This is a genomic window from Bacillus sp. S4 (genome assembly GCF_040838205.1).
Taxonomy (GTDB): domain Bacteria; phylum Bacillota; class Bacilli; order Bacillales; family Bacillaceae_G; genus Bacillus_A; species Bacillus_A cereus_U.
The window spans coordinates 1-12,249 of the sequence record NZ_JBFPJI010000090.1 but is presented as its reverse complement, the minus strand read 5'-3'; the positions used below and the strand labels follow the sequence as shown (position 1 = coordinate 12,249).

Here is a 12,249-nt window from a genome sequence, read left to right as displayed (position 1 = left end):
CTCCTATACTACAAATAAGTTACATAAAACAAGGAGGTAGAAAGATGGAGGAAGTAATTGGAGAAGTTGTAGCAGGGATTTGTGAATTTGTAGTTGAAGTTACGGTGGATGTTTTAGGAGATTTAGTTTCCGGAAATGATGAAGAGAAAGAAACATTATAAAATTTGTAGAAAGTTTAAAGATAAACAATGTGTAAAAGCTGATTTCTAAAGGGAAGTCAGCTTTTATATTTTTTACATTATATTAATAATATTTAAATATTCATCTGTTATGATGTTAATGAAACCAATAAAGGAGCTGATTGATATGAATATGCCTAATTCTAGTAAGATTGTGGCGAATATAAATGAAAAGGAATATCACTTTATTGTTCGTATACATCCACTTGCAGGAAAGATTATAGCGCTATTTGAAAATGGGAAAGAATATGGTTTGCTTGATAAGCAAATCGCTAGTAGGAATAAATTTATTAGGTCAGAACTTACTAAGTTGGAGCATTTCAACATAGATATTCTTTATGATAGTCCTGGGTGGATATGGATTGGCATGGATCAATATGGATTTCATGCAAGAGAGGCTACTAATAGCGAAGTAGAAGTTCTTGTGAAGTTACAGGGGGATTAAGCTATTTAGACGTGTAAGAAGATCCTCAAATATAAGAGATACTTTGTGGGGTTGTGGGATAAGTTCCCATAACCTTTTTTGTTTTGTACTTAAAAATAAAAGAGTTAAATTTTTTTGATAGAAGGTCTCTAATAGAAGAGACGAGACTAAAAGAGGATTTGAAATTATATAGAGAGAACTTATAAATTAAATATAATATTTTATAGAAAGAAGATGATAAAAATGAGTAAAGAAGAACTTGTGAAACAACAATTTGGTAGTAATGCAGAGAAGTATGTGAAAAGTAAAATTCATGCAAATGGACCGGATTTACAATATGTAGTTCAGCAAGTTGAAACTCGTCATAATACTCGTCTTCTTGATATTGCTACTGGTGGTGGACATGTTGCAAATTTGTTAGCCCCAATGTTTAAAGAGGTAGTCGCTCTTGATTTAACAGAAAAAATGTTAGAAAAAGCAAAAGGTTTTATAGAAGGGAACGGGCATGAAAATGTATCATTTGTAGCAGGAAATGCAGAAAATTTACCATTTGCTGATGAAGCCTTTGATACAATTACATGCCGAATTGCCGCACATCACTTTGTTGATCCTTTGCAATTTATTTTTGAAGTACATCGAACGTTAGAAGATAGTGGATTATTTATATTAATTGATAACGTTTCACCAGAAAATAATGAATTTGATACATTTTATAACTTTATCGAAAAGAAGAGAGATCCGAGCCATGAACGAGCTTTGAAAAAAACAGAATGGATTACTTTATTAGAGAAACATGGTTTACAAATGCAGTCATGTCATACTTTTGACAAGAAGTTCGATTTTGATTGGTGGTGCGATATGATGGATGTACCTATGCAAAAACGTGTAAAGTTAACAGAGTGTATGATGAAAACATCAAATGAAATGCAGGGATTTTTCAAAATTCAATTTGAAAACAATAAAATAGAATCGTTCTATACTGAAATGGCACTGTTCATATGTAAAAAAAGTTCAACATTAAAAAGATAAATTTCTTGCAGTCTTTCTGATGTACGATATACTTAGTACAGATAAAATGAGAATTGAGGAATAGCAATAATGATTCGTGTACGTATTGAGGGAACTGAGGAAGAGATGCTTGAATTTTTAGAGAAAATGCCTGACATTCCTGGGTTTGAAAAAACACATATGAGAGAACCGAGAAAAGGGAATAATCCGAAATATGATTCAAGCAAAAATGTACTAGCATATTTATCGTATAAGAAGATTGAAGTCGCCAATAAATAGGCGGCTTTTTTAATTATCTCCGTTTCACCGCCTTGTCTTTTTTGCATAATAATGATAGTAGATTATGCTGGAGAGGGGTGAGAAAAGTTAATAAAAAAATAATCTTTTTCGGAGATTTTGGTATTGATGATGCAGTAACGTTAATTTATGCGAATAAAACATGCAAATTAGATATTATAGGTATCGTTACAGAGTATGGAAATGTATCAAGAGAAATTGTAACGGAAAATGTTTATTTTTTAGAAAGATACTATGCTACAAAAGTGAAGATTATTGAAGGTGCCAGTAGACCGATGACAGCTGAAGAACCTTTATTTTTTCCTGAAATTCATGGGGATCACGGTTTAGGTCCAATTATTCCACCGAAAATGAGAATTTGTGAAAGAGAAATTTTTTGTGAATTGATTAAATTAATTGAGCCTTGTCCAGAAGATATTATTATAGTGGCGACGGGACGATTAACAACACTTGCAACATTATTTTTATTGTACCCCAATTTAATGAATCGAGTATGTTCTTATTATATAATGGGCGGTGCTTTTCTATTTCCGGGTAATGTTACACCTGTATCAGAAGCTAATTTTTACGGCGATCCAATTGCCGCGAATATCGTTATGAAATATGCGCAAAATGCTACTATATACCCGTTAAATGTAACGCAGCGCGCTCTTATTACTCCTGAAATGGTCGATATTATTGATAAAGAAGGAACAGGACAGGCGAAACTTATTAAGCCAATGATCGATTTTTATTACGAAAACTTTTACAAAAAAGAATATCCAGGTATTGCTGGGAGTCCGATTCACGATTTACTTCCGTTCATTTCATTTATAAATGATGATATTTTTGAATATAAAAAATCAGCAGTTTGAATAAGTACGACAAATGATGTAACGAGAGGGCAAAGTGTTGCAGATTTTAGAAGAATAGCTGAGCCAACGACGTTTGATAATCGTCCTATACAAAGAATTGCCGTTGAATTTAATTATCAAGCGTTTAAAGACGAATTTATGAGAACAATATTGAAGCCAGATGGTCCTTAATATGTTGAGCAGATTTGAATGATTTTCATAAGACGAATAACTTATGAAAAATGTAACATAACTAATGGTAAGCAATTGTTTCTGATTATAATTTTATTGTTCAAAAATAAAGGAGGTAAATATATGATTTGGTATTTAATCGTCGGTGGTATTTTAGGATGGTTTGCAAGTCTGATCACAGGAAAGGATGTACCGGGCGGTGTAATTGGTAATATTATTGCTGGTATTATCGGTTCTTGGCTTGGTTCGTTGTTACTTGGTAAATTCGGTCCTGTTATTGGCGGATTTGCAATTATTCCAGCTTTAATAGGTGCGGTCATATTAATTTTCATTGTGAGCTTCTTATTACGAGCTATACGGAAATAAATAGTAAGGGGCTGTTTACATTTGTGAGCAGTCCCTTTGTATTATGTTGTTTAATCTGTTATGCTACTTTTATACAATCAGGAGGTGTCAGCATTGAAATCATTTACAGTAAATTTTCATCAAGAGGATAATGCAAAGGCAACAACAGTACATAAATTAAGTGAAGAGGACTTCGATAAAGCAACAGAAAAAGGTACTCGTCATCTATTTGATTTAGATACAAACGTTGGTTTCTTCGTATTCTTTGATGCTGAAGATGCAGAAGGAAACGAGCAATACTTAATGTTACAATATGAAGGAGATCATGAAGAACCAAGTGCTTGCTACGGATTTGATTTGAAATTGTTCTATCAATTTTTAGCACTATACTTAAATGATCTTGAATTCCAAGGTGAGACAAATGAAGAAGAGGAAGAAAATGGTCCAATTCATCATTTAGCGCATTTACTTTACCATATCGTTGAAGATGGTAAATCTATCGAAGTATAAAATACATATTTGAAGCTGTCCTTTAATAGGGCAGTTTTTTTAATTTTATTAAGATATTATTTCAAGTGCCATTCCCTCAAGCCTTATAGGTTAAACAAGTTGAGAGTGGAAATTCAATCGTTACGGGGGCTGTTTATTCCTGCTATGTTTCAGTTGCAACACCACTAACTGTCGTTTTATTAATTGAAATGAGCTTTTGTGACAGCGCATGTCAAGTAATAAAAGAAGGATATAACAATTAAGGTGAGAAAGTGTATACAAGGAGATCAATAAGAGGATTAATAATACAATTCCAAGCTTTTTAAAACTTTCGTAAACCGAAGTACTTCCTTTATGGACCAAAAATAATTTAAGGGACAGTGTTATGGAATGGTTGCAAAAGTGAATATGTTGAAGAGGGAGGCTGAAAATGATGAAAGTATATATGAAAGTGCTTATATTATTCCTAACTTTAACGTGTGTAGCTGTTTTAACCGCGTGTAATAACGCTGAGGAAAAGAAACAAACGAATTCAACATCAGAAAATAGTACGGAAAAAAAGAGCGATACGTCAGAAACCAGTAAAAAGAATGAGGACACCGCTCCAAAAACAGAGAAAGAACCTATGGAAAAACCAAAAGATCAAGATTCAGCAAAACCTACAGCAGATTCTAATTCGAAAAATACAGTGCTTAATCAAAAATCAATTAACCATGTAAAAGATTTATTTGAGCAAGCGAAAGAAGGTAAAGTACCTAATGTACCATATGCAGCACATACAGGTGATATCGAGGAAATAGAAAAAGCGTGGGGAAAAGCAGATAAAACTGATCAAGCAGGGAACGGGACGTATGCGACTTTTACAAGTAAAAATGTTGCATTTGGCTTTAATAAAGGATCACAAGTTTTTGACGTGCGATCTTACCATTCAGAACTTAAGGTGATTACGTTACAAGAAATAGAAAAGGCTTTAGGAAAACCGACGTCGATTAAAGTAAATGGTAATGACAAAATCTACGTTTATAAAGTAAATAACCAGTTTGAATTGAAATTCGTTATTCCAAATTCAACTGGTAAAGTACATCATATTTCTGTGTTTTCACCGGAGGATAGTATTAATAAAATGGCGGGTTAAATGAAAGAGCTGCTCCTATAGGGACAGCTCTTTTGCTTTGTTTCTTTCTAACGATTGAACAAAAACAGATTGAATGATACCGCCAATTATTAATAAGAAGGCACAAATATAAAATAGAGTACTACCGCTTAATTTGCTTAATAACAATGCTCCTACAAAAGGCCCGCAAGTTCTTGAAATATCCCAATGTATACCGTATATAGAAAAATATAATCCGCGACTATGACTTGGAGCCATTTGTGAAACGAATCGCAGTAAGTGATTCAAAGCGATACTTTCCCCAATTACTAAAAAGAGCAATGTGAAGAATAATGACCATATTGTTGTGGAATAGCCGTAGCCAATCGCAGCTAACGTATAGCAAGTATAGGAAATAATAATGATTTTAGGCATAGAAAATCGTTCTGACCATTTCACAAGGAAAATTTGAAGAAGCACTTCCATGACTGCTTTACAAGTTGAGATAAACACGAGTACAAATAGAAAATTTGGAAATACACTTTCGGCGAATATACGATAATTCGATTCGGTTTGAGCGTAGAAAAAACTAATCGGTAGCGTAGAAACCATAAGTCCAAACACAGCATAATGTTTCGAAATAAATTGTTTTGGCGAATATACTTCTTTCATTTTTTCATTGTCGCTTAAAAGTGGGGCAGTTTCAGGAAGCTGCGTCCAAACGAGAATGGCATATAGCGTAAGGGCTACACCTTGTAAAATAAATAAATATTCAGGATGACTATTATAGAAAAAGGCGCCGATTAATGGGCCGATTACAGAGCCAATTGCTCCCATTGTTTGCAGAACCGCAAATATTTCGGCCTGTTGTTCTTCCTTCGTTAAGTCAGCGATTTGAGCGCGCTGTGCCGGAATATATAAAGAGCGGCCAATACCATTTACGACATACAATAAGGCGAAAAAGGCGACTGATTCAGCAAGAACGAACCCGCTAACGGCGAAAGCTTGTAAAACTAATCCGAGTAACATTATTTTCTTTCGGCCGTATTTATCTGTTACACCCCCAGCGATTAATGTAAACACAATATCAGCGAGAGGCTGTAATCCGAAAAGAAGCATTGTAACTATGACATTACCATTTAAAGCTTTATTAACATGAACAATAAAAATGATAGCTAACATCGCTTCAGTCGTTCGGACTAACAATTCACCGAACAATCGAATGAGAATAGGCTTATTATAACGTTTTAAAAGATACTTCATTTTTATTTCCTCCTTTCTATATTGAAATGATAAGATGGAAGCTAGAAATGAAAAAGGGTAGAATGAAAGAGGAAGATTTTTCATCTTTTAGGGGGCGTTTTATGACTATTTTGGAGCAATATATGCACCTTTGGCTCCAGTATGGAAAAGGGAGAGCAGAGGACGAAAGATTAGAAATAACAATACAAAATATATCTGAAACTTTATTTTGTACAGAGCGAAATAGTAAATTAATCATAAAAAAATTAGAAGAATTAAATTGGATTATGTGGTTTCCAGGCCGAGGGAGAGGGAATCGTTCAAAGTTGTTATTTCAAAAACATCCACTTTCTTTAATTTTAGAAAGAGGAAAAGAAATAACGAAACAAGGGGATGTAAAAAGCGGGAGTGCATTTATTGAAAGGTATAGCTCATATTTTCCATCACTTCAAACTCAATTTCAAACTTGGATAGATTCGATATTCGGTTATCAAGTTGAGAGGACGTCTCAAGGAAGAAAAGATGTGCTACGTTTGCAAGTGCAAATGAATCTAGATATTGCATTAGACCCTGTATACGCTACGATGCGTTCGGAATGTCATATGGTAAAACATATATACGACACATTAGTGTATGTAGACGGAAATACAAACAGTGTAGAGCCAAGACTTGCGTTTTATTGGGAATATGATGACCAGAAATATATATGGACCTTCTACTTACGAAAAGGTGTTCAATTTCATAATAAAAAAGAACTAACCGCTTATGATGTTGAACAGACATTTAAACGATTCTTGAAATCGAAAAATAATCCACATGCTTGGATGTTACAGCACGTTGAAAGTTTACATATTCTTGATGACTATATTGTGCAGATTCGTTTATCTACAGATAATAAGTTGTTTTTACATGCTTTAAGTACAGAACAGTGTTCGATTGTAAATGAAGATGAAGACGGGAAGTTAATCGGTACTGGACCGTTTCGGTTATGTGAAAAGAATGAGGATGTATTCGTATTAGAAGCAAATGATTTATATTTTCGCGAGCGACCTTTTCTCGACCGAATTGAATTATGGAATGTAGAGCACAGAGTTAATACGTGCGATATATTAGCGAAAGCACGTTATAAAAATATAGAAAACCATCATAAAGAAGTATCTAGACTTGAGTCGAATGTAACTTACATTACGTTAAATACTGCAAAAGAAGGACCTATGCAAAATGTGATGTTTCGTAGAGTTTTATATAAAATTATTCATGGTAATAAAATTGTTGAAGAATTACAGGGAGAGCGCGGAGAAGTAGCGGATGAATTAGTACTCACAAAGAACGGTACAATTCAAATTAACAGGGATATACATACACTTATTAAATGCAGCTCTTACCGTAATGAAACACTGCGATTATATACATTTACAGGGCAAGATCACGTTGAAGATGCGCATTGGATACAAAAAGAATGTGCAAAATACGGAATTAAAATTGATATTGAGTTTCTTGAACAAGAAGAATTATTGCAAACAAGTACGATACAAAAGGCTGATATAATGCACGATAGTGCGACGATTAGCGAACGGATAGAAGATAGTTTACTATATATGTTTCTTACAAAAAATAGCTTTATTCATCAGCATAGCGATATAAACTTTAACGAAGTATTACAGCCTTATTTTACAGAAAATCAATTAGAGAAACGGGTGACACTGTTACGCGATATTGAGGGCACACTGTTACGTGAAATACATATCATTCCTTTATATCGTAATAAACAGCGAGTAAGTTCACACGAAAAAATACAAAATGTAATGATTAATTCACAAGGCTGGATTGATTATTACGATATATGGTTTAAAGCTTGATATATAAAGGTTCTTATGCATTTTGATGAAATGCGTAAGAACCTTTTTTTATATAAAAAGGAGGTTTGTTTTACACATTGTTACGCTACTTATTATAAAAGTTCGTTTACAGCGTAACAGTGTTATGTTACATTGTTATCAGGAAGGAGTGTTATACAGTTGAGTACAGATTTAATTTCAAAAAAAGATTTATTAGAACTAACTGGTATTTCATACGGACAGTTATATAGGTGGAAGAGAAAAAATTTAATACCGGAAGATTGGTTTGTACGGAAGTCAACGTTCACAGGCCAGGAAACATTTTTTCCGAAAGAAAAGATATTAGAACGTATTGATAAAATCCAAACGATGAAAGAGGATTTATCACTTGATGAATTAGCAAATATGTTTTCACCGAGCGTGACAGAAATTCTTTTAACAAAGGATGATTTGTTACGTAAGGGTATTGCATCAGAACCAGTCTTACAATTTTTTATAGAACAAACGAATAAAACGGCAGAGTTTCAATTTGCAGATATTCTTTACGTGTATATGTTAGAAGAACTTCTTCAATCAGGAGACGTTAGTTTAGAAGAGGGGAAAATGGTCTTACAAGTATTAAGTGAAAATTACGAAGCGATTAAGCATAAAAATTGTGACGTAATTATCGTTCGAAAGTTAGGGATTTCTACATGTTTCTTAGTTTCAAATGTGGATGATTTAATTTTTGAAAAGGGAACAAAAATTGTTTTACGTGAAGCGATTACGAAATATACCGAAGCATTAAAAACTAAACTGTTGTAGTGGAGGAGAAATCATGCGTACAGAAAATTTAATTATAAACGGTTACGGTACATCGAATGGCGGTGAGTTTCACAAAGTACAGCTAAACGGAAAAGGAACTGTTAATGGAAACGTTGAATGTGAGCAATTTGAATGTAATGGTTACGGTGCAGTTACTGGTGATTTGAAAAGTAGTAATGCAAGAATTAGCGGATCGGGTAAAGTTGATGGTACAGTTAGCGCAGAAATGATGCGAATCGATGGGAAAGCGACAATTACACAAGATGTAAAGGCGAACAGTTTAAAAATTGCAGGAAAAGGTACGATAGGTGGAAATGTCACCGGTGAAGAATTTAAAATCAATGGCCAAGCGACGATTGATGGTAATTGCGAGGTTGATGTTTTTTCTTCAGAGGGACAGTTTACGGTAGGTGGTTTATTAAGCGCAGATGAAATTAATATTAATATTCACGGTACATGTAGAGCGAAAGAAATTGGCGGTCAAACAATTAAAGTAAGACATAGATTGAGTACTTTTAGTAAACTTTTTAAAACAGTATTTGGCCTGCAGTTAGAGGCTGAATTGTTAGAAGGTGACAATATCGATATTGATTATGCTCACATTAAAACGGTAAGAGGAAACAATGTTACAGTAGGACCGAACTGTGAGATTGATCTTATTGAATATACAGGTGTACTTAATGTTGATAAAAATGCAAGTGTGAAAGAAATTAAGCAGGTTTAAAGGAAGGGAGCAATCGATATGGAAAATCAACATAGTCTTACTGTTAATGGATCAGGTAGCTCGGCAGGTGGAGATTATAATAAAGTGAAGATTCGCGGCGAAGGAACAATCTCTAATAATATGAGTTGTAATGATTTTAAAACGTATGGTACGAGTGAAGTACGTGGCAATATGAAAGCGAAAAATTATGTCGTGTATGGAGATAGTGAAGTACAGGGGAATATGGAGGCGGAATATGTAAAAGTATATGGCAATGCCCAAGTACAAGGTGACGGACAAATTAATAAAACAAAAGTTAGAGGTATGATAGAATTTAAAGGTAAGCTATCCGGTGATTTCGTAGATGTGAAAGGCGCTTTAAATGTGAAGGGAGATATAGAAGTAGAGGAATTATTACTAACTGGTGGTCTTGAAAGTGATGGTTTGCTTAATGCTGAAAATATTGAAATCTCACTTCGTTATGAAGGAAGTAAAGTGAGAGAAATCGGTGGGAAAAAGATTACAGTACGTAAAAAAGCGAGATTTATTCCTTTTACAAGTCATGCAGGAAGCCTTCAAACATCAATTATTGAGGGGGATGATATTTATTTAGAACATACAATAGCAGACGTAGTAAGAGGAAATCATGTTATAATTGGCCCTGGCTGTGAAATTAGTGTTGTAGAATATCATACTAGTTTTAACCAAAAAGGGAATTCAGTCGTAAAAGAACACAAACAAATATAAGTAGTATGAGGGAGAGCAAGAAATATGGTTGAGAAGAATAATAAACTCGGCTTCGTTGTTGCCGGTTTATTGCTGGGTATCTTAATGGCATCAATGGATAATACCATTGTCGTAACAGCAATGGGAACGATTGTTGGTGACTTAGGAGGTCTTGAAAACTTTGTATGGGTTGTTTCTGCCTATATGGTTGCAGAAATGGCAGGTATGCCGATTTTCGGTAAGTTATCAGATATGTATGGTAGAAAGAGATTCTTTATTTTCGGTTTAATCGTCTTTATGATTGGTTCGGCACTTTGTGGTACTGCTGAAAATATTACACAGTTAGGTATTTATCGTGCCATTCAAGGTATTGGCGGCGGGGCACTAGTGCCGATCGCATTTACTATCGTTTTTGATATTTTCCCTCCAGAAAAGCGCGGGAAAATGGGTGGTTTATTCGGAGCAGTATTTGGTTTATCAAGTATTTTCGGGCCGTTACTTGGCGCATATATTACAGATTATATTAGCTGGCACTGGGTATTTTACATTAACTTACCACTTGGAATTTTAGCACTTATTTTTATTACATTATTTTATAAAGAGTCACGAGTTCATAGAGAACAAAAGATTGATTGGTTTGGCGCAATTACTTTAGTTGGTGCAGTAGTTTGTTTAATGTTCGCCTTAGAATTAGGTGGCCAAAAATATGATTGGGATTCTAACTTTATTGTAAGTTTATTTGCAGGGTTCGCTATTTTAGTAATTGCCTTTATTGTTATTGAACGAAAAGTAGCAGAACCAATCATTTCATTTGAGATGTTTAAACAACGTCTGTTTGGAATGAGTACAATTATCGCCTTATGTTATGGGGCGGCATTTATGTCAGCAACTGTGTACATTCCGTTATTTATTCAAGGTGTATACGGTGGTACGGCAACAAACTCAGGCTTATTGTTATTGCCAATGATGTTAGGATCAGTAGTTACAGCACAGTTAGGTGGATTTTTAACATCAAAACTTAGCTACCGAAACATTATGATTATTTCTGCTGTAATTATGCTAATCGGATTATTCTTATTAAGTACATTAACGCCAGAAACAAGTCGTATATTATTAACAATTTATATGGTTATTATCGGCTTTGGAGTTGGTTTCTCATTCTCTGTACTAAGTATGGCTGCTATTCATAACTTCGGTATGGAGCAACGCGGTTCTGCGACTTCAACGAGTAACTTCATTCGTTCATTAGGTATGACACTTGGTATTACAATCTTCGGAATGATTCAAAGAACTGGTTTCCAGGATCAATTAGAAGAAGCGTTTAAAGGTATGAGCGGGGGAATGAATACAAACGCTTTAGGAGATTCAAGAGCTATTCTATCAGAATCGGCAAGATCTCAAATTCCGCCGCAAATATTAGATAAAATTATTGAAGCTCTTTCTAGTTCAATCGTTCAGACATTTATGTGGGCGTTAGTCCCAGCAAGTTTAGCGTTCGTATTCATTTTCTTTATGGGAAATGAGCGCATGGTATATAAGAAAGAACAAAACAAGGTGAAAAGTGAAACATCAAAAGCGTAAAGAAAAAGCTCCTTTCAATTTTGAAAGGAGCTTTTTCTTATGTACGGAGTCGAATTAGCCTTCGATAATTTCGTATTCTTCGTCTGCTAATAATAAAATGTGTGTTTTCTTACCTTTGTTTTGAACTTCAATTACATCATATGTACCTAAGTCTCTTAGCTTGCTTTGAGAAGCGTTAACCATAACTTCCATAGAATCAATTAAGATATCTTCTTCAACGTATGATTCAGGTAATGCCATATCTTCAGTATCTAATACACATGTATATAGATTTTGTAAGTTCTCAGCAGTTGGGTTTTGTTCCTCAACATCAATAATGTTTTTTACTGCTTCCATATTTTCTTCGTTTACTTGATATACTTTAATTTTAGTCATTGTTTTAATCTCCTTTATTACGTAATCTTAGAGGCTGCACCTCATTATAACGCTTTTTCATTGAAAGATGAAATTGTTATATGTATTTATAGTAAAAATTATGTGTTATTACTTATTATT

Annotated in this window: 13 protein-coding genes and 1 pseudogene; 12 read left to right on the top strand and 2 right to left on the bottom strand. The window is 34.1% G+C overall.

What is annotated here, in order from left to right:
• Positions 1–306 precede the first annotated feature (306 nt).
• The 7 genes and pseudogenes from AB3X48_RS11450 to AB3X48_RS11420 all read left to right on the top strand — a co-directional run bounded on the left by AB3X48_RS11450 (position 307) and on the right by AB3X48_RS11420 (position 4,902).
• Positions 307–624 (top strand): hypothetical protein, encoded by a 318-nt coding sequence (locus AB3X48_RS11450; protein ID WP_002161444.1) that lies wholly within the window; start codon positions 307–309, stop codon positions 622–624.
• Positions 625–846: 222 nt separating this feature from the next.
• Positions 847–1,632: a class I SAM-dependent methyltransferase gene (locus AB3X48_RS11445; protein WP_016105136.1), complete on the top strand. Its 786-nt coding sequence runs from the start codon at positions 847–849 to the stop codon at positions 1,630–1,632.
• Positions 1,633–1,701: 69 nt separating this feature from the next.
• The gene (locus AB3X48_RS11440; RefSeq protein WP_002110407.1) at positions 1,702–1,890 is read left to right on the top strand and encodes a DUF3970 family protein; all 189 of its coding nucleotides are present in this window, start codon (positions 1,702–1,704) and stop codon (positions 1,888–1,890) included.
• A gap of 77 nt (positions 1,891–1,967) precedes the next feature.
• Positions 1,968–2,933 (top strand): annotated as a pseudogene (locus AB3X48_RS11435) (nucleoside hydrolase).
• Positions 2,934–3,056: 123 nt separating this feature from the next.
• On the top strand, positions 3,057–3,299 hold the full coding sequence (locus AB3X48_RS11430; protein ID WP_002110405.1) for a GlsB/YeaQ/YmgE family stress response membrane protein: 243 nt from the start codon (positions 3,057–3,059) through the stop codon (positions 3,297–3,299).
• Between the two features lie 93 nt (positions 3,300–3,392).
• A complete protein-coding gene (locus tag AB3X48_RS11425) occupies positions 3,393–3,788 on the top strand; it encodes a hypothetical protein (protein WP_002110404.1) in 396 nt (131 codons plus the stop codon).
• Between the two features lie 409 nt (positions 3,789–4,197).
• The gene (locus tag AB3X48_RS11420) at positions 4,198–4,902 is read left to right on the top strand and encodes a YjgB family protein (RefSeq protein ID WP_016105134.1); all 705 of its coding nucleotides are present in this window, start codon (positions 4,198–4,200) and stop codon (positions 4,900–4,902) included.
• Positions 4,903–4,917: 15 nt separating this feature from the next.
• Here the strand turns inward: AB3X48_RS11420 and AB3X48_RS11415 are convergent, their stop codons facing one another.
• Positions 4,918–6,123 (bottom strand): MDR family MFS transporter, encoded by a 1,206-nt coding sequence (locus AB3X48_RS11415; RefSeq protein WP_016105133.1) that lies wholly within the window; start codon positions 6,121–6,123, stop codon positions 4,918–4,920.
• A gap of 62 nt (positions 6,124–6,185) precedes the next feature.
• On the opposite strand from AB3X48_RS11415, the gene AB3X48_RS11410 reads away from it, so the two are divergent.
• From AB3X48_RS11410 to AB3X48_RS11390, 5 genes are all read left to right on the top strand, one after another.
• A complete protein-coding gene (locus tag AB3X48_RS11410; RefSeq protein WP_088079242.1) occupies positions 6,186–7,961 on the top strand; it encodes an ABC transporter substrate-binding protein in 1,776 nt (591 codons plus the stop codon).
• A gap of 159 nt (positions 7,962–8,120) precedes the next feature.
• The gene (locus AB3X48_RS11405) at positions 8,121–8,744 is read left to right on the top strand and encodes a YhbD family protein (protein ID WP_002161451.1); all 624 of its coding nucleotides are present in this window, start codon (positions 8,121–8,123) and stop codon (positions 8,742–8,744) included.
• A gap of 13 nt (positions 8,745–8,757) precedes the next feature.
• Positions 8,758–9,468 carry a polymer-forming cytoskeletal protein gene (locus AB3X48_RS11400; RefSeq protein ID WP_002110399.1) on the top strand — a complete coding sequence of 237 codons (711 nt, stop codon included), beginning with the start codon at positions 8,758–8,760 and terminating at the stop codon, positions 9,466–9,468.
• A gap of 18 nt (positions 9,469–9,486) precedes the next feature.
• Positions 9,487–10,194: a polymer-forming cytoskeletal protein gene (locus tag AB3X48_RS11395; protein WP_016105131.1), complete on the top strand. Its 708-nt coding sequence runs from the start codon at positions 9,487–9,489 to the stop codon at positions 10,192–10,194.
• A gap of 24 nt (positions 10,195–10,218) precedes the next feature.
• Positions 10,219–11,754 (top strand): MDR family MFS transporter, encoded by a 1,536-nt coding sequence (locus AB3X48_RS11390; RefSeq protein ID WP_016105130.1) that lies wholly within the window; start codon positions 10,219–10,221, stop codon positions 11,752–11,754.
• A 54-nt stretch (positions 11,755–11,808) separates the two neighbouring features.
• Here AB3X48_RS11390 and AB3X48_RS11385 read toward each other — a convergent pair whose 3' ends face one another.
• Positions 11,809–12,129, bottom strand: a complete 321-nt coding sequence (locus tag AB3X48_RS11385) for a hypothetical protein (protein WP_016105129.1) — start codon at positions 12,127–12,129, stop codon at positions 11,809–11,811.
• Positions 12,130–12,249 lie beyond the last annotated feature (120 nt).

Coding starts and splice junctions, on each gene's coding strand:
- AB3X48_RS11450 (WP_002161444.1), top strand. CDS start 307: ATGAATATGCCTAATTCTAGTAAGATTGTGGCGAATATAAATGAAAAG.
- AB3X48_RS11445 (WP_016105136.1), top strand. CDS start 847: ATGAGTAAAGAAGAACTTGTGAAACAACAATTTGGTAGTAATGCAGAG.
- AB3X48_RS11440 (WP_002110407.1), top strand. CDS start 1,702: ATGATTCGTGTACGTATTGAGGGAACTGAGGAAGAGATGCTTGAATTT.
- AB3X48_RS11430 (WP_002110405.1), top strand. CDS start 3,057: ATGATTTGGTATTTAATCGTCGGTGGTATTTTAGGATGGTTTGCAAGT.
- AB3X48_RS11420 (WP_016105134.1), top strand. CDS start 4,198: ATGATGAAAGTATATATGAAAGTGCTTATATTATTCCTAACTTTAACG.
- AB3X48_RS11415 (WP_016105133.1), bottom strand. CDS start 6,123: ATGAAGTATCTTTTAAAACGTTATAATAAGCCTATTCTCATTCGATTG.
- AB3X48_RS11410 (WP_088079242.1), top strand. CDS start 6,186: ATGAAAGAGGAAGATTTTTCATCTTTTAGGGGGCGTTTTATGACTATT.
- AB3X48_RS11400 (WP_002110399.1), top strand. CDS start 8,758: ATGCGTACAGAAAATTTAATTATAAACGGTTACGGTACATCGAATGGC.
- AB3X48_RS11395 (WP_016105131.1), top strand. CDS start 9,487: ATGGAAAATCAACATAGTCTTACTGTTAATGGATCAGGTAGCTCGGCA.
- AB3X48_RS11390 (WP_016105130.1), top strand. CDS start 10,219: ATGGTTGAGAAGAATAATAAACTCGGCTTCGTTGTTGCCGGTTTATTG.
- AB3X48_RS11385 (WP_016105129.1), bottom strand. CDS start 12,129: ATGACTAAAATTAAAGTATATCAAGTAAACGAAGAAAATATGGAAGCA.